At 72.7% G+C, this 25,693-nt stretch carries 20 protein-coding genes, 3 tRNA genes and 1 pseudogene; 12 read left to right on the top strand and 12 right to left on the bottom strand.

The genetic code is table 11. The annotated features are described in order from the left end of the window. Positions 1-32: 32 nt before the first annotated feature. From ABZ898_RS19155 to ABZ898_RS19140, 4 genes are all read right to left on the bottom strand, one after another. Positions 33-653 (bottom strand): class F sortase, encoded by a 621-nt coding sequence (locus tag ABZ898_RS19155; RefSeq protein WP_361659840.1) that lies wholly within the window; start codon positions 651-653, stop codon positions 33-35. A gap of 127 nt (positions 654-780) precedes the next feature. Next, complete coding sequence (locus tag ABZ898_RS19150; RefSeq protein WP_361659837.1) at positions 781-1,323, bottom strand: hypothetical protein; 543 nt, start codon at positions 1,321-1,323, stop codon at positions 781-783. A gap of 302 nt (positions 1,324-1,625) precedes the next feature. After that, positions 1,626-3,272, bottom strand: coding sequence for a M4 family metallopeptidase (locus tag ABZ898_RS19145; RefSeq protein WP_361659834.1), 1,647 nt, complete (start codon positions 3,270-3,272; stop codon positions 1,626-1,628). 130 nt (positions 3,273-3,402) lie between these two features. After that, positions 3,403-4,122 (bottom strand): ElyC/SanA/YdcF family protein, encoded by a 720-nt coding sequence (locus ABZ898_RS19140; RefSeq protein ID WP_361659831.1) that lies wholly within the window; start codon positions 4,120-4,122, stop codon positions 3,403-3,405. Positions 4,123-4,287: 165 nt separating this feature from the next. Here ABZ898_RS19140 and ABZ898_RS19135 point away from each other — a divergent pair, with 165 nt between their 5' ends. The 4 genes and pseudogenes from ABZ898_RS19135 to ABZ898_RS19120 all read left to right on the top strand — a co-directional run. Beyond that, positions 4,288-5,562: a deoxyguanosinetriphosphate triphosphohydrolase gene (locus ABZ898_RS19135; protein WP_361659829.1), complete on the top strand. Its 1,275-nt coding sequence runs from the start codon at positions 4,288-4,290 to the stop codon at positions 5,560-5,562. A gap of 105 nt (positions 5,563-5,667) precedes the next feature. After that, on the top strand, positions 5,668-6,933 hold the full coding sequence (locus ABZ898_RS19130; protein WP_361659826.1) for an FAD-dependent oxidoreductase: 1,266 nt from the start codon (positions 5,668-5,670) through the stop codon (positions 6,931-6,933). A gap of 47 nt (positions 6,934-6,980) precedes the next feature. After that, positions 6,981-8,888 carry a DNA primase gene (gene dnaG / locus ABZ898_RS19125; RefSeq protein WP_361659823.1) on the top strand — a complete coding sequence of 636 codons (1,908 nt, stop codon included), beginning with the start codon at positions 6,981-6,983 and terminating at the stop codon, positions 8,886-8,888. Positions 8,889-9,061: 173 nt separating this feature from the next. Further along, a pseudogene (locus ABZ898_RS19120) lies at positions 9,062-10,222 on the top strand (RNA polymerase sigma factor); the annotation flags it as partial. A gap of 60 nt (positions 10,223-10,282) precedes the next feature. Here ABZ898_RS19120 and ABZ898_RS19115 read toward each other — a convergent pair. From ABZ898_RS19115 to ABZ898_RS19100, 4 genes are all read right to left on the bottom strand, one after another. Then, positions 10,283-12,211, bottom strand: coding sequence for an ABC transporter ATP-binding protein (locus ABZ898_RS19115; RefSeq protein WP_361659820.1), 1,929 nt, complete (start codon positions 12,209-12,211; stop codon positions 10,283-10,285). Beyond that, positions 12,211-13,944, bottom strand: coding sequence for an ABC transporter ATP-binding protein (locus ABZ898_RS19110; RefSeq protein ID WP_361659817.1), 1,734 nt, complete (start codon positions 13,942-13,944; stop codon positions 12,211-12,213). Before ABZ898_RS19110 ends, ABZ898_RS19115 begins: the two co-directional genes overlap by 1 nt. Positions 13,945-14,071: 127 nt before the next feature. Further along, entirely contained in the window at positions 14,072-15,523 is a 1,452-nt protein-coding gene (locus ABZ898_RS19105; RefSeq protein WP_361659815.1) for an FGGY family carbohydrate kinase, read from the bottom strand. A 97-nt stretch (positions 15,524-15,620) separates the two neighbouring features. Continuing rightward, entirely contained in the window at positions 15,621-15,929 is a 309-nt protein-coding gene (locus tag ABZ898_RS19100) for a YtxH domain-containing protein (protein ID WP_361660112.1), read from the bottom strand. A 170-nt stretch (positions 15,930-16,099) separates the two neighbouring features. Here ABZ898_RS19100 and ABZ898_RS19095 point away from each other — a divergent pair. From ABZ898_RS19095 to ABZ898_RS19085, 3 genes are all read left to right on the top strand, one after another. Further along, positions 16,100-16,172, top strand: a tRNA-Asn gene (locus tag ABZ898_RS19095). 6 nt (positions 16,173-16,178) lie between these two features. After that, positions 16,179-16,251, top strand: a tRNA-Asn gene (locus tag ABZ898_RS19090). 200 nt (positions 16,252-16,451) lie between these two features. Then, positions 16,452-16,525 (top strand) — tRNA-Ile (locus tag ABZ898_RS19085). A 49-nt stretch (positions 16,526-16,574) separates the two neighbouring features. Here the strand turns inward: ABZ898_RS19085 and ABZ898_RS19080 are convergent. Then, entirely contained in the window at positions 16,575-17,573 is a 999-nt protein-coding gene (locus tag ABZ898_RS19080) for a helix-turn-helix domain-containing protein (protein ID WP_361659812.1), read from the bottom strand. A 166-nt stretch (positions 17,574-17,739) separates the two neighbouring features. Between ABZ898_RS19080 and ABZ898_RS19075 the strand changes: the two genes are divergently transcribed. The 5 genes from ABZ898_RS19075 to ABZ898_RS19055 all read left to right on the top strand — a co-directional run bounded on the left by ABZ898_RS19075 (position 17,740) and on the right by ABZ898_RS19055 (position 21,600). Next, complete coding sequence (locus tag ABZ898_RS19075) at positions 17,740-18,135, top strand: hypothetical protein (RefSeq protein ID WP_361659810.1); 396 nt, start codon at positions 17,740-17,742, stop codon at positions 18,133-18,135. A gap of 35 nt (positions 18,136-18,170) precedes the next feature. Then, positions 18,171-18,587: a hypothetical protein gene (locus tag ABZ898_RS19070; protein ID WP_361659807.1), complete on the top strand. Its 417-nt coding sequence runs from the start codon at positions 18,171-18,173 to the stop codon at positions 18,585-18,587. Between the two features lie 24 nt (positions 18,588-18,611). Further along, a complete protein-coding gene (locus ABZ898_RS19065) occupies positions 18,612-19,352 on the top strand; it encodes a D-Ala-D-Ala carboxypeptidase family metallohydrolase (RefSeq protein ID WP_361659804.1) in 741 nt (246 codons plus the stop codon). Between the two features lie 87 nt (positions 19,353-19,439). Then, positions 19,440-20,990: an N-acetylmuramoyl-L-alanine amidase gene (locus ABZ898_RS19060; protein ID WP_361659801.1), complete on the top strand. Its 1,551-nt coding sequence runs from the start codon at positions 19,440-19,442 to the stop codon at positions 20,988-20,990. A gap of 73 nt (positions 20,991-21,063) precedes the next feature. Further along, the gene (locus tag ABZ898_RS19055) at positions 21,064-21,600 is read left to right on the top strand and encodes a DoxX family protein (protein WP_361659798.1); all 537 of its coding nucleotides are present in this window, start codon (positions 21,064-21,066) and stop codon (positions 21,598-21,600) included. 243 nt (positions 21,601-21,843) lie between these two features. On the opposite strand, the gene ABZ898_RS19050 is transcribed toward ABZ898_RS19055, so the two are convergent. From ABZ898_RS19050 to ABZ898_RS19040, 3 genes are all read right to left on the bottom strand, one after another. Next, entirely contained in the window at positions 21,844-22,881 is a 1,038-nt protein-coding gene (locus tag ABZ898_RS19050) for a rod shape-determining protein (protein ID WP_361659795.1), read from the bottom strand. A 140-nt stretch (positions 22,882-23,021) separates the two neighbouring features. Further along, complete coding sequence (locus ABZ898_RS19045) at positions 23,022-24,491, bottom strand: acyl-CoA synthetase (RefSeq protein WP_361659792.1); 1,470 nt, start codon at positions 24,489-24,491, stop codon at positions 23,022-23,024. Between the two features lie 38 nt (positions 24,492-24,529). Then, positions 24,530-25,576 (bottom strand): MerR family transcriptional regulator, encoded by a 1,047-nt coding sequence (locus ABZ898_RS19040; RefSeq protein WP_361659789.1) that lies wholly within the window; start codon positions 25,574-25,576, stop codon positions 24,530-24,532. Positions 25,577-25,693 lie beyond the last annotated feature (117 nt).

The following is a 25,693-nucleotide window of genomic DNA, read 5'->3' as shown; positions in this document are numbered from 1 at the left end:
GCCGCCCCTTCGCGTGCGTCCGGGACCCGGCTTCAGCCCGCCCGGCTCCCCGTCAGATGCGCGAAGACCACCACGTTCCCCTGGTACCCCGTCGACCTGGAGTACCCGCCCCCGCAAGTGATCACCCGGAGTTCGGGGCGGGGCGAGGCGCCGTAGACCTTTTCGTCGGGGAAGTTCTTCGCGGAGTAGACCTCCACCGCGTCCACCGTGAAGACGGCCGTCGTGGCGTCCTCGCGGTCGATCTCGATCGTCGTGCCCCGTTTCAGGGCGCCGAGGTCGTAGAAGACGGCCGGGCCTTCGGTGTTGTCGACGTGGCCGGCCACGACCGCGGTGCCGGTGTCGCCGGGGGTGGTGCCCGCCTCGTACCAGCCGGCGAGGTTCTTCTCCGCCGGGGGCGGTGCGTCCAGGCTGCCCGACGGGGTCAGGGCCAGGCCCGTCAGGGGGGCGTCCACGCGTATCGCGGGGATGCGGACGCGGGTGGGCGGGGACGCGGGCAGTGCGGGGGCCGTGCCGTGTTCGCCGCCCGGATCGGGCCGGCCCTCGGCGGCGGACGGCTGCGGGGGTGTGCCGGTGCCGGGGCCGAGGAGCCATATGCCCGTGCCCAGCGCGAGCACCGTGACGGTGGCTATGGCGGTGTCGCCGATCCTGCGCATGGAAATCCCTTCCCGGAGACAGCACCCCCCTTCACAGGGAGGCCCGCCCCCTAGGGGTCACGAGGGGCATCGGACCCTTAGGGGGCGGGACTTCGCGGTACCGGCGACGGACAGCGGAGGGTGTCCGTCAGATCCCGTCGCCTCTCGCCCGGCGATGCAGGAGCCAGGTACCGCCCGCGGCGGCGACGGCAAGAGCCGCCACACCCGCCGTGGTCTGGAGGGGGCCGGGGCCGAAGGCGCCGCCGACTCCCGTCTTCACACTGCCGTGCGGCCGCACCTGCCCGGGCGCGCCGGCCAGGGTCACCATCAGGTCGCCCGTCACCCGCTTCTCGCCCTCCGCGCACCGCGCGACGATCTCGTAGGTCCCCGGCTGCGCTCCCGCCGGCACCTGGAACCGCCCGATCGCCTCGCCCTCGTGCGTGGTCGGCGCCAGCGCGAACGTCCCCGCGCCCACCGCCCCGGCGTCGCCGAGCGCCGCGCCCTTCTCCCCGCAGGCCGCCGTGTTCACCGTGACCTGGCCGCCGGGCAGGGCGGTGGACGGGTACACCTGGAGGCTCCCGGTCCGCGCGGGCCGCAGATGCGGGGCACCGGCGTGAGCCGGAACCGTGCCCAGCCCGGCCGCGGCTACGGCGAGCGCGGTACCGGTCAGCAGACGGGCGGTGCGACGCATGGTGCTCCCCAGAGCTTGTCCGACTTCTCGACTCGTGTGATCAGGGGGCGTGCCCCTGCCTTTCCGAGGTAAAGGGCAGCGCGCCCGGTCCGCCTCCCGAGCCGCCGCCCGCGCTGCGGTGAACGGGTGGCGCCCGCCGCACCCGCACGGGTGAGGAAATGGCGCGTAACAGCAGCTCAGAGGCCCTGTGGAGGAGGGGAGTCAGGTGCACACGAATGGCGTGCGGCCGGGGGAGACACGACGACGGTGCGCCGGACACGAGGTCCGGCGCACCGTCGGCGGAAGCGGGGCGGGAGGCCGCCTCAGTTCACGTTCACCGCGCTCCAGGCCGCCGCGACCGCGTCGTACTCCGCGCTGCCGGCCCCGTACAGGTCCTTCGCCGCGTTCAGGGTCGCCGTGCGGGCGCCCGCGTACTTGGTGGACGAGGTCATGTACACCGTCAGCGCGCGGTACCAGATCTTGCCGACCTTGTCCCGGCCGATGCCGGTCACGGTCTTGCCGTTCGCGGTCGGGGAGTCGTACGAGACGCCGTTGATCGTCTTCGCGCCGCTGCCCTCGGCGAGGAGGTACGCGAAGTGGTTGGCGACGCCGGAGGAGTAGTGCACGTCGAGGTCGCCGAGCGAACTGCTCCAGTAGTCGGCGGAGTTGCCGTCCTTCGAGGGCTTGTCCATGAAGCGCAGCGCGGCCTTGCCGAAGCCGGACTTCACGATGCGCTCACCGATGAGGTAGTCGCCCTTGTCGGTGGCGTTGCCCGCGTGCCACTCGACCATCGTGCCGAGGATGTCCGAGGTCGCCTCGTTCAGGCCGCCGGACTCGCCCGAGTACGTCAGCGCGGCCGTCTTGGAGGTGACGCCGTGGGTCATCTCGTGCCCGGCCACGTCGAGCGCGACCAGCGGGCCGAAGGTGGTGCCGTCACCGTCGCCGTAGGTCATGCAGAAGCAACTGTCGTCCCAGAAGGCGTTGTTGTACTTGCTGCCGTAGTGGACGCGGTTGTACGAGCCCTTGCCGTCGCCCGCGATGCCGTTGCGGCCGTGGACGTCCTTGTAGTAGTCCCAGGTCTGGTCGGTGCCGTACTGGGCGTCGACGGCCGCCGAGGCGCGGTCGGCGGTGGCGCCGGTGCCCCAGTGGTTGTCGGTGTCGGTGAACACCGTCGAGGGGGCCCGGCTCAGGCAGATCCCGAGGATGCACAGGTCGGTCTTGTTCGCCGCGTCACCGGTGTAGGTGTTGCCGCGCGTGGCGTCCTTGAGCTGGAACGACGAGCCCGACTGGGTCGTCTGGAGCGGAACCGTGCCGCTGTACAGGGACTTGCCGTCGCCGGCCGCCGTCTCGATGCTGTCCCAGGCGTCGATGCGGGCGCCGGTGCGGGCGTCGGTCAGCACGGTGCGGCCCACCGGGTTGCCGAGGGTGTCCAGGCCGACGGCGTTGGTGCGCCAGGCCAGTCTCGGCTTGCCGTGCAGGGCGTCGACGACCAGCTCCGGCTTGGCCTTGGCCCGCGTCACCTCGCGGGGGGTCGCGGAGCGCAGCGCGTCCACCGCGAGCCCGGCCGCCTTCGGTCCGGTCAGCTTCGGGGTGACCGTGGGCAGCGAGAGCAGGCCGGAAGTGGCCCGGTCGGTGCCGCGGTAGCCGCCTGTGGAGGTCAGGTGGACGACGAAGTCCCCGCCGATCACCGGGAGATGACGGTAGGTACGGTCGTAACGGACGTGCTGGGTGCCGTCCTTGTCGGTCACCACGTCCCGGACACTGGTGTCCTGGTCGGAGGTGAGGCCGAGGTTCGCGGCGTGCGCGACGAGGATCGAGGCCGCGTCGGCGAGGGTGGTGGCGCGGTCGGGCCCGGCGTCGGCCCGGGCGGCGGGGGAGAGGGCGGTGACCAGCAAAGTGGCCGCCGCCGCGGCGGTACCGGCGGTGGCGAGACGACGGGACCCTCGGACGTGCTGCCGTATCCGGCTCATCGGTCTCCTTGGGTGAGGCGCCTGTGCGGCGTGGGGGTGGCGCTGATGATGCCCCTGAGATTTAAGTGGGCATGACATGGCATGTCCATAGCGCCGTCAGGGGGCCCGATGGGGTTCTCGTGGAGATCCCCTACGGGGCGTGACGGCTCGTGGAGATCCCCTGGCGGACCGGTTCCCGGGGAGTGGCCAGCGCCCGCCGCAATCCCGGCTCACGGGGGCCCAGGAAGCGCGGATCGGGCCGGAACGCGGCGTCCAGCGCCGCCTTGCCGGCCGCGAAGACCTCGCGGGTGCCGCCGTAGTACCAGGTCACGTCGTGCTTCGCCCCGACCCCGAGGCCGTACGAGCTGACCCCCGCCGCCTCGCACAGGGCCACCGCCCGGCGGATGTGGAAGCCCTGGCTGATCAGGACCGCGCGGTGGACGCCGAAGACACGGCGGGCGCGGACGCAGGAGTCCCAGGTGTCCAGGCCCGCGTAGTCGCTGACGATCCGTGCGGCCGGGACCCCGTGCCGGCTCAGGTAGGCCCGCATGGCGCTCGGCTCGTCGTAGTCCGTGCGGCTGTTGTCGCCCGTGACCAGCACCGCCTCGATCCGGCCCGCGCGGTACAGCCCGGCCGCCGCGTCCAGCCGGTGCGCCAGGTAGGGGGAGGGCCGGCCGTCCCACAGTCCGGCGCCGAAGACGACGGCGACCTCGGTGTGCGGCACGTCCGCCGCCGTGCGCAGCCGGTCCGCCGTCGAGACGTACAGCCAGGTCGAGGGCAGCAGCGCCAGCACGCACCCCGCCACCACACCCCGCACCAGCCGCCGGCGCCCCCGTACGTCGCGCGGCAGCCGTGGTCGGCTGATCCTCATGCGGCCCCCCTGTGCCCGGTCCCGACCCGGGAGACGTGAAACGGGGACTCCCGGTTCAGCCGCACCCGCGACCGCACCCGCCGGACGGTGACGAACGGGACACCCGTTCCGCGATCACTCGCCCCGACGCCCCACGATGTCGGCACCGGCGCTTACTGTCGAGGCATGGAAGGCACCGCACACCCCTCGGCCTACGATCCGACCTCCGTCGAACGCTGGGCACCCGAACCCGACAAACGCCCCGGCCGCACCGCCTTCCAGCGCGACCGCGCCCGCATCCTGCACTCCGCCGCGCTGCGCCGCCTCGCCGGCAAGACCCAGGTCGTCACGCCGGGCACCCGCACCCAGGCATGGGACGCCAGCCCCCGCACCCGCCTCACCCACTCCCTGGAGTGCGCCCAGGTCGGCCGCGAGCTGGGCGCCGCCCTCGGCTGCGACCCCGACCTCGTGGAGGCCGCCTGCCTGGCGCACGATCTCGGCCATCCCCCCTTCGGGCACAACGGCGAACAGGCGCTGAACGAGTTCGCGGACGACATCGGCGGCTTCGAGGGCAACGCCCAGTCCCTGCGGCTCCTGACCCGCATCGAGCCCAAGCGCTTCACCCCCGAGGGCTCCGTCGGCCTCAACCTCACCCGCGCCACCCTCGACGCCGCGACCAAGTACCCCTGGCCGCGCGGCTCCCACCCCACCGACCCGGAGTCCTCCAAGTTCGGCGTCTACGACGACGACCGCCCGGTCTTCGACTGGTTCCGCAAGGAGGCGCCCGGCACCCGCACCTGCTTCGAGGCGCAGGTCATGGACTGGGCCGACGACGTGGCGTACTCGGTGCACGACATCGAGGACGGCCTGCACGCCGGGCACATCGACCCCAACTGCCTGCACGCCGAACCCGAACGCCGGGCCGTCTTCGATGTCGCCGTCGGCCGCTACGTCCCCGCGGACACCGACCCCGCCGAACTCGCCGCCGCCCTCGACCGGCTCCAGGACCAGGAGTGGTGGCCGCACGGCTACGACGGCACCGCCCACGCCCAGTCCCGGCTGAAGGACGCCACCAGCCAGCTCATCGGCCGCTTCTGCCTGGCCGCCGAGGGCGCCACCCGCGCCGCGCACGGCAACGGCCGCCTCTCCCGGTACGGCGCCGAACTCGTCGTACCCCGCGAGACCCGCATGGAGTGCGCGGTGCTCAAGGCGGTCGCCGACCGGTACGTGATGCAGCGCGCGGAGCAGGAGCTGCTCCGCGCCGACCAGCGCATCGTCGTCGCCGAACTGGCCGAGGCGCTCACCGCCCGTGCCCCCGACGGCCTGGAACCGCAGTTCAGGGCGCTGTTCGACGAGGCGGACGGCGACCACGCCCGCAAGCGGGTGATCGTCGACCAGATCGCCTCGCTGACCGACGCGTCCGCCCGCACGCTGCACGCGAGACTGACAGGGCATATGTAGCGGGAAAATGACCGAGGGCGGCCCGTTTCCGGGCACCCCCTCTTCCCGCACCACGCCGCGTGCGGGACGCTCGCCTGAAGGCGGCACCTTACGAGGAGGCATCAAGTGGTCGACGCGGATCAGACGTTCGTCATCGTCGGAGGCGGTCTCGCCGGGGCCAAGGCGGCCGAGACGCTCCGCGCGGAGGGCTTCACCGGCCGCGTGATACTGATCTGCGACGAACGGGACCACCCCTACGAGCGCCCGCCGCTGTCCAAGGGCCACCTGCTCGGCAAGGAGGAGCGCGACAGCGTCTTCGTCCACGAGCCCGCCTGGTATGCCCAGAGCGACATCGAGCTGCACCTCGGCCAGACCGTCGACGCCGTCGACCGCGAGGCCAGGACCGTCCGCCTCGGCGACGACGGCACGCTGATCCGCTACGACAAGCTGCTGCTCGTCACCGGCGCCGAGCCCCGCCGCCTCGACGTGCCCGGCACCGGCCTCGCCGGCGTGCACCACCTGCGCCGCCTCGCCCACGCAGAGCGCCTCAAGGGCGTGCTCGCCGCGCTCGGCCGGGACAACGGCCACCTGGTCGTCGCGGGCGCCGGCTGGATCGGCCTGGAGATCGCCGCGGCCGCCCGCGGATACGGCGCCGAGGTCACCGTCATCGAACCCGAACCGGCCCCGCTGTACGGCGCCCTCGGGCCCGAGCTGGGCAACCTCTTCGCCGAGCTGCACCGCGAGCACGGCGTCCGCTTCCACTTCGGCGTCCGGCTCACCGAGATCATCGGCCAGGACGGCATGGTGCTGGCCGCGCGCACCGACGACGGCGAGGAGCACCCCGCGCACGACGTGCTCGCCGCCATCGGGGCCGCCCCCCGCACGAGCCTCGCCGAGGCGGCCGGACTGGAACTGGCCGACCGCGCCTTCGGCGGCGGCATCGCCGTGGACGAGCACCTGCGCACCTCCGACCCCGACATCTTCGCCGCCGGGGACGTGGCGAACTTCCCGCTGCCGCTGTTCGGCACCCGGCTGCGCGTCGAGCACTGGGCCAACGCCCTCAACGGCGGCCCCGCCGCCGCCCGCGCCATGCTCGGCCAGGACGTCACCTACGACCGCATGCCGTACTTCTTCTCCGACCAGTACGACCTCGGGCTGGAGTACAGCGGCTGGGCGCCCCCCGGCTCCTACGACCAGGTCGTGCTGCGCGGCGACGCGGGAAAGCGCGAGTTCATCGCCTTCTGGGTGCGCGAGGGCCGGGTGCTGGCCGGGATGAACGTCAACGTGTGGGACGTCACAGAGGACATCCAGCGCCTCGTCCGTTCCGGCGCCGAGGTGGACGTGGAGGCGCTCGCCGACCCGCACGTCCCGCTCGCCGGCCTGGTGCCCTGAGCACCGCCCGAGCGGGGAGCGCCTCCGGACCCCCGTAGAATTCATCCGTGGCAGGACGGATCAACGACGAGGACGTGAAGGCGGTACGGGACGCGGTCCCGATCGACGCCGTGGTCTCCGAGTACCTCCAGCTGCGCAACGCGGGCGGCGGCAACCTCAAGGGCCTCTGCCCCTTCCACGACGAGAAGTCGCCGTCCTTCCAGGTCAGCCCGAGCAAGGGACTCTTCCACTGCTTCGGCTGCCAGGAGGGCGGGGACACCATCACCTTCGTCATGAAGGTGGACCACCTCTCCTTCTCCGAGGCCGTCGAGCGCCTCGCCGGCCAGGCCGGGATCACGCTGCGCTACGAGGAGGGCGGCTACAACCCAGCCCACCAGCGCGGCGAGCGCATCCGCCTGGTCGAGGCGCACAAGATCGCCGCCCAGTGGTACGCCGAGCAGCTCGCCACCAGCCCCGAGGCCGACACCGGCCGGATCTTCCTCGCCGAGCGCGGCTTCGACCAGGCCGCCGCCGTCCACTTCGGCGTCGGCTACAGCCCCCAGGGCTGGGACCACCTCACCCGCTACCTGCGCGGCAAGGGCTTCAGCGACAAGGAACTGATCCTCTCCGGCCTCGCCCAGGACGGCCGCCGCGGCCCCATCGACCGCTTCCGGGGCCGCCTGATGTGGCCCATCCGCGACATCGGCGGCGAGGTCGTCGGCTTCGGCGCCCGCAAGCTCTACGAGTCCGACAACGGACCCAAGTACCTCAACACCCCCGACACCGCGATCTACAAGAAGTCCCAGGTCCTGTACGGCATCGACCTGGCCAAGCAGCAGATCGCCAAGTCCAGCCGGGCCGTCGTCGTCGAGGGCTACACCGACGTCATGGCCTGCCACCTCGCGGGCGTCACCACCGCCATCGCCACCTGCGGCACCGCCTTCGGCGGCGACCACATCAAGATCCTGCGCCGGCTGCTGATGGACAACGGCTCGGCCCGCGTGATCTTCACCTTCGACGGCGACGCGGCCGGGCAGAAGGCCGCGCTGCGCGCCTTCGAGGACGACCAGAAGTTCGCCGCCGAGACCTACATCGCCGTCGCCCCCGACGGCATGGACCCCTGCGACCTGCGCCTGGCCAAGGGCGACGAGGCCGTGGCGGACCTGGTCGAACCCCGCACCCCGCTCTTCGAGTTCGCGCTGCGCCAGATCGTCGCCCGCTACGACCTCGACACCCCGGCGGGCCGAGCGGCCGCCCTGGACGAGGCCGCGCCGGTCGTCGCCCGGATCAAGAACAGCGGCGCCCAGCACGAGGTCGCCGTCGACCTCGCGGGCATGCTCGGCATCCTCGACACCCAGTTCGTCGTCAAGCGCGTCGCCCAGCTCGCGCGCTGGGCCCGCGAACGCGGCGGCAAGGGCGCCCCCGCCCCGCAGGAGCGGTCCCGCGCCCCCCAGCAGGGCTGGGAGGCCGCCCCCCGGCAGGCCGGCGGCCCCGCCCTCACCCTGCGCAACCCGGTCTTCGCGACCGAACGCGAGCTGCTCAAACTCGCGCTCCAGCGCCCGGAGCTGGTCTCGCCCGCCTTCGACGCCTACGGCCTCGACGAGTTCACCGCACCCCCCTACGCGGCCGTCCGCCAGACCATCGCCGAAGCCGGCGGCGCCGAGTTCGGCACTCAGGACCCCCAGGAGTACGTGGTCCGCGTCCGCGACGCCGCCCCCGACGACACCGTCCGGGCCATGGTGACCGAGCTGGCCGTGGAGACGATCATGCGCCGCACGGTCGACGAGACGTACGCGGGCATGGTCCTGGTGCAGATCAGGCGCCGCGCGGTCACCCGCCGCCTCACCGAGCTGCAGAGCACCCTCACCCGCCTCGGCCACTCCGATCCGGCCCAGTCGGCGGCCGTGCAGAACGAGATGATGGTCCTCACCCGCTACGACCGCGCCCTGCAGAACGAGGGCCCCTCGGCCCTGTAGGCCCCAGGACGCCCCGGGGATCACCACGCGGTCACGGACCGGACGCAAAAAGTCACCGCACGCCCCTCGTGGCGGAGATGTGTCGTACCCCACACTGGGTGCGGTGCCCGAGTCCCCGGAGCGCAGGCCGTCGATTCGCGCCCCGCCGCGCCGCTGCCGCACCCCCCCCCGGAGCAGCGATCATCCTGGAGGTCGCCCCCGTGCAGACCCACACCCTCACGCAGTCAGCCCGTGCCGCCCACGGTGGTGCCGAGCCGGGCCTGCTCAGGGCCGTACCCGCGCAGAGCCACGGCGGCGGGCACCCCAAGACGGCCCCGGAACCGGAGGAGACCCCCGAACCTCCCGCCGAGGCGCTGACCGGCGACGGCGACGGCGACGAGCCGGTGAAGCCCGTGCGCGGCGCCTCGCGCACCGAGAGCGGCGGCCCCTCCGCCGACCTGTTCCGCCAGTACCTCCGCGAGATCGGCCGAATCCCGCTGCTCAGCGCCGCAGAGGAGGTGGAACTCGCCCGCCGGGTGGAGGCGGGGCTGTTCGCCGAGGAGAAGCTCGGCAGCACCCCCGACCTCGACTCCGGGCTCGCCCTCGACCTCGACCGGCTCGTCGTCCTGGGGAGAATGGCCAAGCGCCGCCTGATAGAGGCCAATCTGCGCCTCGTCGTCTCCGTCGCCAAGCGGTACGTGGGCCGGGGCCTGACCATGCTCGACCTGGTCCAGGAGGGAAACCTCGGGCTGATCCGCGCGGTGGAGAAGTTCGACTACGCACGCGGCTACAAGTTCTCGACCTACGCCACCTGGTGGATACGGCAGGCCATGTCCCGCGCCCTCGCCGACCAGGCGCGCACCATCCGGGTGCCCGTGCACGTGGTGGAGCTGATCAACCGGGTCGTCCGGGTGCAGCGGCGGATGCTGCAGGAACGCGGGTACGAGCCGACGCCCGAGGAGGTCGGGGCCCACCTGGAGCTGCCGGCCGAGCGGGTGCGGGAGGTGCTGCGCCTCGCCCTCGAACCGGTCTCGCTGCACGCGCCGGTGGGGGAGGAGGACGATGTCGCCCTCGGTGATCTGATCGAGGACGGGGACGCGGCGAGCCCGGTCGAGTCGGCCGCGTTCCTGCTGCTGCGCCAGCACCTGGAGGCCGTGCTGTCGACCCTGGGCGAGCGCGAGCGCAAGGTGGTCCAGCTCAGGTACGGCCTGGCGGACGGCCGCCCCCGGACGCTGGAGGAGATAGGCCGCCTCTTCGGCGTCACCCGCGAGCGGATACGGCAGATCGAGTCGAAGACGCTGAGCAAGCTCCGGGACCACGCCTACGCGGACCAGCTCCGGGGCTATCTGGACTGATCACGCCCGCGCCCACCCGCGCCGCGGTCGGCACGGGTGGGCGCGGGGCGGCGTCCGGGGTCAGTCGACCTCGGCCACCGCCTGGGCGAACTGGGCCCGGTACAGCCGGGAGTAGGCACCCTCGGCCGCCAACAGGTCGGCGTGCGCGCCCTGTTCCACGATCGCGCCGTTCTCCATCACCAGGATCGTGTCCGCGTCCCGGATGGTGGAGAGGCGATGGGCGATGACGAACGAGGTGCGGCCGTCGGCCAGTTTGGCCATCGCCTTCTGGATCAGCACCTCGGTCCGGGTGTCCACCGAACTCGTCGCCTCGTCCAGCACCAGGATCACCGGCTCGGACAGGAACGCCCGGGCGATCGTGATGAGCTGCTTCTCGCCCGCGCTCACCCCGGTGCCCTCGTCGTCGATCACCGTGTCGTAGCCGTCGGGCAGCGTCCGGACGAACCGGTCCGCGTGGGCCGCCCGGGCCGCCTCCTCGATCTCGCCCCGGGTGACCTCGCGCGAGGAGCCGTACGCGATGTTCTCCGCGATGGTGCCGCCGAACAGCCAGGTGTCCTGGAGCACCATGCCGATACCGGCCCGCAGGTCGTCGCGGGACATCTCCCGGACGTCCACGCCGTCCAGGCGGATGCGGCCGCCCGTCACGTCGTAGAACCGCATCAGCAGGTTGACCAGCGTGGTCTTGCCCGCGCCGGTCGGGCCGACGATGGCCACCGTCTGGCCCGGCTCCACCTTCAGCGACAGATCCTCGATCAGCGGCTTCTGAGGGTCGTACCGGAACGACACGTGCTCCAGCTCCACCCGGCCGCGCCGTTCGGCGGGACGCGTGCCCGGCACCGGGTCCGCCTCCTGCTCCTCGGCGTCCAGCAGCTCGAACACCCGCTCCGCCGAGGCGACACCGGACTGCACCAGGTTCGCCATCGAGGCGACCTGCGTCAGCGGCATCGAGAACTGGCGGGAGTACTGGATGAACGCCTGCACGTCACCGATGGACAGCGAGCCCGAAGCCACCCGCAGACCACCGACGACGGCGACCAGCACGTAGTTCAGGTTCGACACGAACATCATCAGCGGCTGCATCACACCGCTGTGGAACTGCGCCTTGAACGCGGCCTCGTACAGCTCGTCGTTCTGCTCGGCGAACTGCTTCGCCGACTGCTCCTGCCGGCCGAACACCTTCACCAGGGTGTGCCCGGTGTACATCTCCTCGATGTGCGCGTTCAGCGTGCCGGTGGTGCGCCACTGCTGCACGAAGTGCGGCTGCGACCGCTTGCCGACCCGCGTCGCCACAACGAAGGACAGCGGCACCGTCACCAGCGCGACCAGCGCGAGGACCCACGAGACGTAGAACATCATCACCAGCACGCCGATGATGGTCAGCACCGCGTTGATCAGCTGGCCCATCGACTGCTGGAGCGTCTGCCCGATGTTGTCGATGTCGTTGGTGGCGCGGGAGAGCACCTCGCCGCGCTGCCGCTTGTCGAAGTAGGACAGCGGCAGCCGTGACAGCTTGGACTGCACCTGCTCGCGCATCCGGTACATCGTGCGGTTCACGGCCCGGTTCACCAGCCGGGTCGCCACCGCCATCAGCAGACCGGCGGCCAGGAAGACACCGAGCGCCAGCAGCAGCACCCGGCCCACCGCGTCGAAGTCGATGCCCTGGCCGGGCACGAAGTCGGTACCGCGCAGCATGTCCGCGACCGAGCCCTGGCCCCGCGCGCGCAGCGAGTCCAGCACCTGCTCCTTGGTCGCCCCGGCGGGCATCCTCCGGCCGACGATCCCGGCGAACACCAGGTCGGTGGCCTTGCCGAGGATCTTCGGGCCGATCACGCTCAGCGCCACGCTGACCACCACACAGGCCAGCAGGCCGTAGATGGTGACCCGCTCGGGCCGGAACTGGGTCACGAGCCGCTTGCCCGAGCCCTTGAAGTCCATCGACCGCTGGTCGGGGCCGCCCCCGGCCATCATGCGTCCCATGGGACCGGCCATCAGGCGGCCTCCGCTTCCGTCAGCTGGGAGAGCACGATCTCCCGGTAGGTCTCGTTGCCCGCCATCAGCTCGTGGTGGCGGCCGGAGCCCACCACCCGGCCCTCGTCCAGCACGACGATCCGGTCGGCGTCCCGGATGGTCGCCACCCGCTGGGCCACGATCACCACCGTGGCGTCGGCGGTCTCCCGGCCCAGCGCCGCGCGCAGCGCCGCGTCCGTGGCGTAGTCGAGCGCGGAGAAGGAGTCGTCGAAGAGGTAGATCTCCGGGCGCTGGACCAGCGTGCGGGCGATGGCCAGACGCTGGCGCTGACCGCCGGACACATTGGTGCCGCCCTGCGCGATCGGCGCCTCCAGGCCGCCCTCCAGACGCTCCACGAACTCCTTGGCCTGCGCGGTCTCCAGCGCCGCCCACAGCTCGTCGTCGGTGGCGTCCGGCTTGCCGTAGCGCAGATTGCTGCCGACGGTGCCCGCGAAGAGGTACGGCTTCTGCGGGACCAGGCCGACGGTACGGGCCAGCAGGGCCGGGTCGGCCTCGCGCACGTCGACGCCGTCCACCAGGACCTGGCCCTCGGTGGCGTCGAACAGCCGGGGCACCAGGCCCAGCAGGGTCGACTTGCCGCTGCCGGTCGAGCCGATCACCGCCGTGGTCTCGCCCGCGCGCGCCACCAGGTCGATGGAGCGCAGCACCGGCTCCTCGGCACCCGGATAGCGGAAGCCCGCGCCCCGGATCTCCAGATGCCCGTGCCCGTGCAGCTCGGTGACCGGCGCGAGCGGCGGCACGACGCTGGACTCGGTCCCCAGCACCTCCTGGATGCGCTCGGCGCAGACCTCGGCGCGCGGCACCATCATGAACATGAAGGTGGCCATCATCACGGACATGACTATCTGCATCAGATAGGCGAGGAACGCGGTCAGGTCGCCGATCTGCATCCCGCCGCTGTCGATGCGGTGCGCGCCGAACCACACCACGGCGATGGACGACACGTTCACCACGGTCATCACGATCGGGAACATCAGCGCCAGCATCCGGCCCGTGGCGAGCTGCATCTCGGTCAGCTCGCCGTTGGCCTGCCCGAACCGCCCGTGCTCGTACTCGTCGCGGACGAAGGCGCGGATGACGCGGTTGCCGGTGATCTGCTCGCGCAGCACCCGGTTCACCGTGTCCAGGCGGCTCTGCATCGATCGGAACAGCGGCCGCAGCCGGCGCACGATCAGCGCCACGCAGATGCCCAGCACCGGCACGACGGCCACGAGCACCGCGGACAGCGGGACGTCCAGCCCGAGCGCCAGCACGATGCCGCCGACGCACATGATGGGCGCCGACACCATCAGGGTGAACGTCATCAGGACCAGCATCTGGACCTGCTGCACGTCATTGGTCGTACGGGTGATCAGCGAGGGCGCGCCGAAGTGCCCCAGCTCCCGGGAGGAGAAGGACTGCACCCGGTCGAAGACCGCGGCGCGCAGGTCCCGGCCGAGGGCGGAGGCGGTACGGGCGCCGTAGTACACGGCACCGATGTTGCAGACGACCTGGACCAGCGAGATGCCGATCATCAGGCCGCCGAAGGACAGGATGTAACCCGTGTCACCCTTCACGACACCGTTGTCGATGATGTGCGCGTTGAGGTTCGGCAGGTAGAGCGTGGCGCTGGTCTGGAGGAGCTGGAGCACCACCAGCAGGGCGATGGGTTTCTTGTAGGGCCTGAGACAGGTCCGCAGAAGTCGTATGAGCACGCTTGTCTCTCGGAGTCGGCGGTCGGGCGATGGACTGCCCATGGCCCTATCGTCGGGCACTCCCCCCGTGTTACCTCAACCGATTAACCCATCGGTGCCCCGCCGGCGCGCCCCGCACGGGGCGCCGCTACCGGAGCGCGCCAGGGTGGGTCTGCTCCCGTACCGCCACGTACTGCTGGCGCACCGCCTGCCCCACGGCCAGGTCCTCGCCGGGCTCCAGCACCTGCGCGGCCGCGCCCTGCCAGGCCGGCGGGGTGCGGGGGTCCAGGGTGCCCCGGGCGGCGCCGAGGGCCCACGCCGCCTGGCGGGCGGCGCCGATCGCGGCGTAGTCCGCGGGCTGCGGCACGACCACCTGCACCCCGAACAGCGAGGGCGCCAACGCCTGTACGGCGGGCAGCTCGGCGGCCTGGCCCAGCAGGAAGATCCGCCGCACCGCCACGCCGCGCCCGCGCAGCACGTCCAGCGCGTCCGCGAGCCCGCACAGCATGCCCTCGAAGGAGGCGCGCGCCAGGTGCTGGGGCTTCATCGACTCCCGCCGCAGCCCGGAGAGGGTGCCCGCGGTGTGCGGCAGGTCGGGGATGCGCTCGCCCTCCAGGTAGGGGAGCAGGACCAGGCCGTGCGAGCCGGGGGTGGAACCGAGGGCCAGCTCGGACAGGGTCTTCAGGTCGGGCACGCCGAGCAGTTCGGCGGTGCCGCGCAGGGCGCGTACCGCGTTCAGGGTGGTCACGACCGGCAGGTGCATGCCGGTGGCGTCGGCGAGGGAGGTGATCATCCCGGACTGGTCGGCCAGCGCCTCGGTGTGCACGGCCATCACCGATCCGGACGCGCCCAGCGACACCACCGCGTCGCCCAGCCCGATGCCGAGGCCGAACGCGGCGGCCATCGTCTCGCCGGTACCGGCGGAGATCAGCAGCCCCTCCGGGGTGGTGCCGGCGGCCTCGGCCGGGCCGATCACCTCGGGCAGCGCCACCTGGTGGCCGAGCGCCATCTCGACGAGGTCGGGACGGTAGGCGCCGGTGGCGGCGGACCAGTACCCGGTGCCCGAGGCGCCGCCCCGGTCGGTGGTCCGGCGGGCCGGGCGGCCCAGCAACTGCCAGACCAGCCAGTCGTGGGCCTGGAGGAGCAGGGCGGTACGGCTCGCGTTCTCCGGCTCGTTCTTCGCCAGCCAGCGCAGCTTGGTCACCGGCCGGGCGGCCTGCGGGACACAGCCGACCGCGTGCGCCCACGCCTCCCGGCCGCCGAGCGCGTCGATCAGGTCGGCGGCGGCCACCTGGGCCCGCTTGTCCGTCCCGGCCATCGCGGGGCGCACGGTGTTGCCCTGCGCGTCCAGCGGGACCACGGCGTTCGCCTGGGTGGAGACGCCGATGGCCTGCACCCCCTCCAGCAGCCCGCCGCCGGCCGCCTCGCCCAGGGAGAGCAGCCATGCCTGCGGGTCGACGTCAGCGGTCCGCGGCGCGCCCTCTGGCACGTTCAGCGGATGCGGGGCGTACCCCTGACGCAGCACGGCCCCCGTGTCCGTGTCGCAGACCACGATGCGAGTGAATGCGGGCGAACTGTCCAGCCCGGCGACTATCCCCATGGCTCAAATTCTGCCGCAGCGCGGGGGCTGCTCCGGCCGGGTACGCCTGTGCCCCCTGAGGCCGCAGGTCAGGGGGCACATGGAGGGGGTGGCCGGTTCAGGGGTGGCTGGTGCCCCAGTCGTCCTCGGCCGGGCGCCCGTGTCCGTTGCGCCCGCGCAGCGAGCGGACCCGGTCGGCGAAGGACTCGGGGACGTGGTCGCCCACCTTCTCGCCGACCGTGTGCAGCGCCTTGCCCGCGTAGACCCGGCCCTGGTGGGCGGCCGTCTCGGCGGTGTTGCGCACGGCGGGGTTCTGCGCGACCCCGCGAGCGGCCTTCTTGAGCTGCTCGTAGCGCTGCTGACCGGCGCGTGCGCCGAGTACGTATCCGACGGCCAGTCCGGCGACGAACGTGAGCCGGTAGCGCATGTCGGCCACCCTTCCTCGATTGGTCCCTGACGGGGGTCTGTGGTGCCGGGCGGGGCCGGGAGGGCACCGATTGGCGGAGCACCCCCCTGCTTGCGCTAATGTATGTGTCGCAGCGACCGCCCGCCCCCTGGCGAATACCCAGGTGGATGCGTTCGATGCAGACGAAGCGATCCCCTGTAGCTCAATTGGCAGAGCAGCCGGCTGTTAACCGGCAGGTTACTGGTTCGAGTCCAGTCGGGGGAGCTTCGGTCCCCTGTAGCTCAATTGGCAGAGCAGCCGGCTGTTAACCGGCAGGTTACTGGTTCGAGTCCAGTCGGGGGAGCGCGTTGAACCAGGACCCTCCGGGGTCCTTTTTCATGTCCGGTTCCGCCTCCGGCCGCCGTGCGGGGGAACTGCCGGGGGCCCGGGGGAAGTCCTCCAGGTCAGGGAAGCAGCGCGGAAGCCGACCATCCGAAGCAGGAGATCGTATGAGCGGCTATGCTGCGGCAGACGGCGCGCACAGTTGTACGCGACACGCCGCGAGGGGCGGTAGCTCAGCCGGTTAGAGCAGCGGACTCATAATCCGTCGGCCGTGGGTTCGAGTCCCACCCGCCCCACCTCAGTCGGACCGCGAGGACACACACCCGCGGTGCCCGGCACGGAAGTTCAGTGGACCCTCGGCCGTCCGGGCCGGTCCGGATTCCGGTTCACCATCGTCGCCCCCAGCAGGGTCAGTGTGTGGATCACCGTGTTGCCGTGCCGGTGACTGGTGATGAGCCCCGCGTCCCGCAGCGCCGTGGTGTGGTGGGTCGCCGTGGCGGGGGTCACACCGGCCCGGTGGGCCGCCTCGGTGGTGGTGGCGCCCGCGGCGGTCGCGCGCAGGACCGCGGCCCGCGCACGGCCCAGCAAGACCTCCAGGGAAGGCGAGCCGGGAGCCGCGCGCGGCGGCTCGTGGTGGAGCGAGCAGGTGAGCACCGGGGGCAGGCCGGGATCGGCGAGCGTGACCGGGCCCTTCCAGCAGAAGTAGGACGGGATCAGGAGCAGCCCGCGCCCGGCCAGGCGGACTTCCTGGTGCGCCGGATAGGTGCCGATCTCCAGCCGCGGGTGCCGCCAGCGGACCGCCGGGCCCAGTCCGCCGAGCAGACCCTCGGTGCCGCCGTCGAGCAGGCGCCGGGCCAGCCGCACCCGTTCGGCGTGGACGCTCTCGTGCATCCAGTCCTCGTGGGGCTCGATCACCGCGCGGTGGTAGGCCCGCAGCACGCCGACCAGTTCGGTGCGGGCCGCCCGCTCCGGCAGCCGGGCGAGGTGGGGCGGTACGCGTCTGATCCGGGCCAGGGCCGCGAGTTCCGCCGTCACCCGGTCGGCGGGCGTCGCCAGGATCGCCTGCAGGCCCGCCTCCAGCCCGGCCGCGCCCTCCAGCGGGGTGAGGAAGTCCGGCCAGTAGGACGCGCGTGGATACAGCGGGAGCAGGACCTGCCGCACCGCGCTCTCCAGCCCCGCCTCCCGTAACCGCTCGCGGGCCGTGCGGTACCAGTGCGCGTAGGCCCAGCGGCCCGCGGGGGTCTGGAAGCGGTGGAGGCTGGCGGCGATCTCCCACAGGGCGTGCGGAGCGGCGGCGACCCGTGTCCTGGCCAGATCCTCAGCCGAGAAATGAAAGCGAAGCACGCTCAACACCCTCTCCACCGGCGTCATTTCACCTCGTTCGAATGAGCATGACAGCCGAAAGCGCACGCCGGACCATGAACTCGCTCCGCCGCACCGATCCCCGAGACATCACCCGCACCTTCCGCATGTCCCCGGTCATGGAACGAACGGACACCGAAGGAAACCGATGGCGAAGATCCTCACCCACCCGGCCGCCGCCGCGGCCCTGCTCGCCGCCCTCGCCGTGTCGGTGCCCACCACCGCGTCGGCCGCCCCCGCCCCCGTCGCGGCGGCCACCTGCTACGGCGGAGCCGTCACCGTGAACTACGGCGACGCCGCCGAGTTCGGGCCCTACACCACCACCTCCCGCTGCGCCGACATCAACCTCCGCATGACCGGCGGCGACGCCGAGTTTGTCTGGGCCTGCGTGAAGTTCGTCCGCGTCGGCGCCTGCAACTACTGGACCAAGGTCGGCCGGAGCTGGAAGACCATCGCCACCGACGTCAAGGACGGCAGCGCGTTCACCGTGCCCCTCGGCGTGGACCTCGAAGGCTCCTCCGCGCGCGTCCAGATCGCCTTCTGACATCCGTGACAGCCCCGCCCGCGAACGGAGTTCCGATGACCCGCACCCGGAGAACCGCGGCCGTCCTCGCCGCCGCCACCGCCCTCCTCGCCGCCGGCGCCACCGCGCCCGCCGCCGCCCAGCCGGAGCGGGCGGCCACCTCCTGCTACGGCGGAGCCAAGTCGCTCACCTACCGCTACTCCACCGCCGCGGTCGAGTTCGGCACCTACACCACCACCTCGCGCTGCGGCGACATCAACATCAAGCTCAGCAGCTCCGCCACCGGCTTCCTGGACGCCTGCATCGTCTTCGTGGACCACACCTCGCTGTGCAACCACGACAACACCTACTCGACGTTCGGCCCCCAGTGGGCCACCGTCGCCACCGACGTCAAGGACGGCACCCGCTTCAAGCTGCGGGTGCACGCCTACGACACCGACGCCCAGGTCGTGCCGTTCCAGCTCGCCTTCTGACCCCACCCACAAGGGAGTTCCCCCATGACCTTCTCTCCGGACCGCCGCACGATCCTGCGCGGCACCCTCGCCGCGACCGCCGGAATCTTCGCCGGGCCCGTGCTCCTGTCGGGCAGCGCCTCCGCCTACAACTGGACGCGCACCATGAACCAGGGCGCCACCGGCGCCGACGTGACGGAGCTCCAGATCCGGGTCGCCGGCTGGGCCGCCGACTCCGCCTCCCAGACGCGGGTGAGCATCGACGGCGACTTCGGACCGGGCACGGCGGCCGCGGTACGCCGCTTCCAGGCCGCCTACGGACTCTCGGCCGACGGCAGCGCCGGTCCCGCGACCCAGGCGCAGCTCAACGCCCTGGAGCAGTCGGACGGTTCGACCGCGCACTTCAACTGGAGCGAGTTCTACGACCGTTCCAGCGGCAACTTCAACGGCGGCAAGGTGAGCGCGGCGGCCGTCAAGGAGAACGCCCGCCGGGCCATGTACAAGCTGGAGGCGCTGCGCAAGAAGCTCGGCAACGTGCCGATCACCGTCAACTCCGGCTTCCGCAGCATCGCGCACAACGCCGAGATCGGCGGCGCCAGCGACAGCATGCACCTCTACGGCACCGCGGCCGACCTCGACGTGCCCGGCGTCGCCAACCGCACGGTCTACCAGAAGGCGGAGACCTGCGGCTTCTCCGGCCTGGAGCGGTACGACGTCGACCACCAGCACGTCGACAGCCGCGCCGACCTCGGCCGCTCCTGGTGGTGGGAGAGCGGCACCATCTGAGCCGCCGCGGCCCGGGGCCGGGGACGACCGCACGAGGTCCCCGGCCCCTCCCGCATCCACCACCCCCACCCGGAAGGCCACACCCCCATGCCCCGCACACCCCTGGGCCGCGCGGCCCTCGCCGGTCTCGGCACCCTGGCCGTGATCGCCGCCGCCGTGCAGCCCGTCAGCGCCGCACCCCGCACCGACAGATCCGAGGGCCCCGTCGCCCACGCCTTCAGCGGCGCGGCGGCCGAGTACGGCGTCCCGCGCGACCTCCTGATCGCCCTCGGCTACAGCGAGACCCACCTCGACGGCCACCACGGCCTGCCCAGCCAGGCGGGCGGCTACGGCGTGATGCACCTGGTCAGCAACCCCGACCAGCACACCCTGGAGCTGGCGTCCCGGCTGACCGGCGACACCGCCCGCGAACTGCGCACCGACACCGCCGCCAACATCCGCGGCGGCGCCGCCGTGCTGCGCTCCTACGCCGACCACGCCGGACTCAGCCGGGCCGAGCGGCGCGACACCGACACCTGGTACCCGCTCCTCGCCCGGTACGGCGGCGCCACCGACCCCGCCACCGCCCGGCTCTACGCCGACACCGTCTACACCTTCCTGGCCAAGGGCGTCACCGCCCGCGCCGAGGGCGGCGAGCGGCTGACCCTGCCCGCCCGGAAGGTCGCCCCCGAACGCGGCGCCTACGGATCGGCCCTGGCTCCGGCCGCGCAGAGCCCCGACTACCCCTCCGCCCTCTGGGTCCCGGCCAACTCCGCCAACTACGCGGTCGGCCGCACGGCCGCGATCAGCAAGGTCGTCATCCACGTCACCCAGGGCTCGTACGCCGGGACGATCAGCTGGTTCCAGAACCCCTCGGCGCAGGTCAGCGCGCACTACGTGGTGCGCTCCTCGGACGGCCAGATCACCCAGACGGTGCGCGAGAAGGACACCGCCTGGCACGCCCGCTCCGGGAACGCCTCCGGCGTCGGCATCGAGCACGAGGGGTACATAGACAACCCCAGCTGGTTCACCGACGCGATGTACCGCTCCTCCGCCGCGCTGACCGCCTCCATCTGCGCCCGCTACGGCATACCCAAGGACCGCGCCCACATCGTGGGCCACTCCGAGGTGCCGGGCAACGACCACACCGACCCCGGGCCGAACTGGAACTGGACCTACTACATGCAGTTGCTGGGCGGCAGCACCGGCGGCGGCGAGGTCCAGCTCAGCTTCCCGTCGTACGACACCCTGCGCTCGGGCTCCTCGGGCGCCCAGGTGTCGGCCGCGCAGTCGCTGCTCAACGCGCAGGGCTTCGACGCGGGCACCGTCGACGGCAGCTTCGGCACCAAGACGGCCTCCGCCGTGACCGCCTTCCAGAAGGCCCGCGGTCTCGGCGCCGACGGCGTGGTGGGCGCCCGCACCTGGACCGCGCTGCTCTCGGCCGGCACCACGCCCGCCCTCAGCCAGGGCAGCACCGGCGCCGCCGTCCAGCGCCTGCAGCGGGCCCTGACCGCGGCGCTCGGGCGGACCGTCTCGGCGGACGGCGACTTCGGCTCGGGCACCCAGCAGGCCGTACGCGACTACCAGACCAGCCGCTCGCTGGGCGTGGACGGCCAGGTCGGGCCCGCGACCTGGGGCGCGCTGCAGGCCGGACGCTAATAGCCTGGAAGGTGTGCAGGGGGGAGGCCCGTACCTTCCGATCGAAGCGGGGGGCTCTTCCGGAGCATCGCCCATGACGACAACGCGCACCTTCCGACCCGCCCGCACCGAGGACCGCGCCGTGTTCGGCTCCGCCGCCGACTGGGGGCTGCTGCTCATCAGAGTGACCTTCGGGCTGCTGATGGCGGCCCACGGGGCGCAGAAACTCTTCGGGATCTTCGGCGGCCAGGGGCTCACCGCGACCGGCAAGGGGTTCGAGGGCCTCGGCTACCGGCCGGGCAAGGTCTTCGCCACCATCGCGGGACTGTCCGAACTGCTCGGCGGCCTCGGCCTGGCCGTCGGCCTGCTGACGCCCCTGGCCTGCGCCGCGCTGCTCGGCGTCATGATCAACGCGATGGCGCTGGTCACGGCGCCGAACGGCCTGTGGGCCTCGGACGGCGGCCTCGAATACACCATGTGCATCGCCGCCGTCGCCGTGGGCGTCGCCGCCACCGGCCCCGGCCGGCTCGCCCTCGACCGGTTCTTCCCCTGGGGCCGGGGCGGCTGGTGGTCGGCCGCCGTGGCCCTCGGGCTCGGCGGCCTCGGCGCGGGGATCACCCTCAGTCTCTAGCCTTCAACCGACGGGCCGGGGAACGGGGTGATCGCATTCTTTTCGCCGTCCGGGCTTGGGGCGGCCGCGTTCTGGGCACCGTCCTCCTACCGGTGTTCGGTGTCGGCTGGGAGGAGGGTGACGTGGAGCGTCAACTTCGGGTACGGATCGTTCGGCGGCCCGCGGCTCCGCGGGGCCAGGAGATCGACCGCAGGACGCCCTCGGGGCGCGTCCTGCCCTACTGAGACCGGCGCGGGCCGTCCGTCAGGCGGCCAGCGGCGTCAGCACGAGCGGGGCGATCCGCCCCTCCAGCATGTCGCCCAGGCCCTGCACGGCGCACACGTCGGGCCGTTCCGCGATGTGCACCGGCATGCCGGTGGCCTCGCCGAGCATCTGGTCCAGGCCCGGCAGCAGGGCCGTGCCGCCGACCATCATGATGCCGCGGTCCACCAGGTCGGCGACCAGGTCCGGCGGGCATTCCCGCAGCACCTTGCCGATGCCGTCGAGGACGGCCAGCAGCGGGGTGTGGATCGCCTCGCGCATCGCCGCCGTGTCCACCCGCACGCTGCGGGCCAGGCCCGTGGCCACGTCCCGGCCGTGGATCTCGGTGGACACCGGGCCCTGCGGGGTCAGCCCGTTGTCCGACAGTGCGATCTGCAGCGGCCGTACCGACTGGCTGGGCAGCATCAACTCGTGCTCGTGCCGCAGGTGTTGCACGATCGCCCGGTCCACCGCCTCGCCGCCCACCGGAATGCGCTCGGCGGTGACGATCGACCCCAGCGACAACACCGCCACCTGGGTCGCCGCCGCGCCGCAGACCATGATCATGGTGGCTTCGGGGCGTTCCACCGGAAGCCCGCAGCCCACGGCCGCCGCGATCAGCGTGTCCACCAGCTCCACCCGCCGCGCGCCGAGCCCGACCAGCGTCTCGATGGTCGCCCGCTGCGCCAGCGGGTCGGCCTCGTGCGGGGTGCACGCCGCCGCGCGCAGCCGGGGCCGGCGGCGCAGGGCCCGGCGCATCTTGTCGCCGAGCAGGTGCCGCAGCATGCGCTGCGCCATCTCGATGTCGACGACCGTGCCGCCGGAGACCGGCCGCACCACGCGGATGTACTGCGGGGTGCGCCCCGTCATCTGCTCCGCGAAGTCACCGACCGCGATGAGCGCGCCGGTACGGGTGTTCACCGCCGCCACCGAGGGCTGGTCGACGACGAGTCCGGCGCCCTTCACATACACACGGGTGCGGGCCGCGCCGAGGTCGACGGCGAAGTGGCAGCGGCTCAACTGCTCCAGGCTGACGGTCACGGCAGTTCCTCCCGAGTGCGCTGACCATGGGCGGGCCGCCCGTTCCGGCGGGCCTCACTGGAATCCTGCGCGGGCGGCGGCGGGGGTGCCTTCTGGAGGGGGCCGGGCGGGGCGCCGCTGAATGGGGGGTTTCGGTGCCCTCAGGCCGTGTCGGGCTCGCCTTCGGGGTCCTGGACCGTCAGCGCCCGCTTCATGATCTTGCCCATGTCGTTGCGGGGGAGCGCCGGAAGCAGGTTCAGCACACGGGGCCGCTTGTGCGGGGCCAGCCGCGCGGCGACATGATCGGCCAACTCCGCGAGCGCGGGCGGGCTTTCCGGGTCGGCCGGCACCACCCACGCCACCACCCGCTCGCCCAGGTCCGCGTCCGGTTCCCCGGTGACCGCCGCCTCGGACACCGCCGGGTGCTCCAGCAGCGCGTTCTCGATCTCGCCCGCCCCGATCTTGTAACCCCCGCTCTTGATCAGGTCGGTGGCCTTCCGGCCGACGATCCGGACGTACCCGTCGGCCTCCCGTACCGCCACGTCCCCGGTGCGGAACCAGCCGTCGGCCGTGAACGCGGCGGCGGTCGCGTCGGGCCGGTTCAGGTACCCGGTGAACAGGTTCGGGCCGCGCACCTGGATCTCGCCCACGCTCTGACCGTCCCACGCCCCCACCTCCGTGCCGTCGTCCTCCACCAGTCGCAGCTCTACCCAGGGCAGCGGCACGCCCACGGTGCCCGCGCGGGCCTCGCCGTCGACGCGGACGGAGGTGTTCATCAGGGTCTCCGTCATGCCGTACCGCTCGATCACCCGGCGTCCGGTCGCCGCCGCGATCCGCTCGTGGTCGTGCACGGGCAGCGCGGCGGAACCCGAGACCAGCAGCCGGGCCCGGCCGAGCGCCTCCGCCAGTCCCGGATCACCGGGCAGCGCCTCGGCCAGCCGGTGGTACATCGTGGGCACGCCGAACAGCATGGTCGCGCCGTCGTTCAGTTCCCGGGCCGCGCCCTCGGGGGTGAAGCGGCCCAGGTGGCGGACCGAGCCGCCGCGCCGGAGCGGGCCGAGGACGCCCAGGACGAGTCCGTGCACATGGAACAGGGGGAGCCCGTGCACCAGCACGTCGTCGCCGGTCCACCCCCAGGCGTCCGCCAGCGCGTCCAGGGTCGCGGCGAGCGCGCGGCGCGGGACGACTGCACCCTTCGGCGGGCCGGTGGTGCCGGAGGTGTAGACGATCAGCGCCGGGTCCTCGTCCCCGTGGGTGTCCTCCGGGACCCGGCCGGTGCCGGAGACCTCCAGCCGGGGCAAGTCCACCAGCACGGGCGGGAGTTCGGCGCCCGGCGCGGTCAGCAGCAGCGCCGGGTCGCTGTCGGCGAGGATGTGCGCCAGTTCCGCTTCCCCCGACTTCGGGTTGAGCGGCACGGCGGCCGTCCCGGCGAGCAGCGCCCCGGTCACCGCCACGGCGGTCTCCAGTTCCGGCGTGGCCCACACCGCGACCCGGTGAAGGCCCCGCAGCTGCCCGGTCACCGCCCCGGCGGCGGAGGCGAGTTCCGCGTACGACAGCGACCGGGCGCCGAAGCGCAGCGCCGTCCGGCCGGCAGTCGCGGGGTCCGTCAGGGCGGGGAACAGGGAGGACACGCGGGACTCCTTCGCTGCCGGGGTACGACAGCTCCTTCCTACCCCACGTCACCCACCACGCAGCTCACGTTGTCCGGACCGCCCGCCGCGTTGGCCGCGTCGACCAGCGACCGCACGGCCGTCTCCGGGTCCGGGGCGGCGGCGAGCAGGTCCCTGATCCGGTCGTCGGGGACGACACCGGTCAGGCCGTCCGAGCAGAGCAGGTAGCGGTCGCCGGGGAGGGCCTCGTGCAGCCGGAGGTCGGGGTCGGGGTCGGCCCCCAGGGCCTTCAGCAGCATCGACCGCTGCGGGTGGCTCTCTGCCTCCGCCGGGGTGAGGCGGCCCTCGTCCAGCAGGGACTGGACCACACTGTGGTCGTGGGTGATGCGGAACAGCCCGCCCTCGCGCAGCAGGTAGGCCCGGCTGTCCCCGATGTGTGCCAGGGCCAGCCCCGACCCCGTCCACAGCAGCGCGGTCAGTGTGGTGCCCGCGTCCCCGTCCCCCTCCGTGACGTCCCGTACGGCATCGCCCGCGCCCCGCACGGCGTCGGCCAGCAGGTTCAGCACGTTGCCCGGCCGCACCCCGTCCCCCTCGTCGAGGAACCGCAGCGCCTCGACGGCGGCCCCGCTGGCGGGCGCCCCGGCCGCGCCGAAGCCGTCGGCCACCGCGAGCAGCCTGCGGCCCGCGTACACGGAGTCCTGGTTGGCGGGGCGGACGTGCCCCCGGTCGGAGTGGGCGGCACAGCGCAGTTCCAGCATGGTGGTTCCCTCTCTCGGTGCTTCGGTCAACTCCGTCACGAGGAACGCGGCGAGATCCCGCCGTACGGCCGTCTCCGCCTCGACGCGGGCCCAGTACGCCCGGACCTCGCGTGCCGCGTCCGCCCCGGTCAGGGCGGACACCGCGCGGATCTGGGCCAGCGGCATCCCGAGCCGCCGCAGCCACGCCACCAGCCGGGCCCGCTCCAGCTGGGCGACGGCGTAGTGGCGGTAGCCGGTGTCCGGGTCGACCCGGGCGGGGCGCAGCAGGCCCAGCTCGTCGTAGAGCCGCAGGGCCTTCGGGGAGAGCCCGGACGCCCTGCCGAACGCGCCGATGGTCAGCAGATCCATGTGAACTCCGGCTCCTCGAAGGCCATTTCCTCGCTCCGCCACCGATGCTGGGGCTTCACCGAAGGGGAAGGTCAACAGGGGTGTGCCGGTTCCGGGGCGGTTGCTAGCCTCGCGAGC

Origin of the sequence: Streptomyces sp. NPDC046860, from assembly GCF_040645115.1 — a bacterium.
Lineage (GTDB): Bacteria > Actinomycetota > Actinomycetes > Streptomycetales > Streptomycetaceae > Streptomyces.
This window is presented reverse-complemented; position numbering and strand designations above follow the sequence as displayed.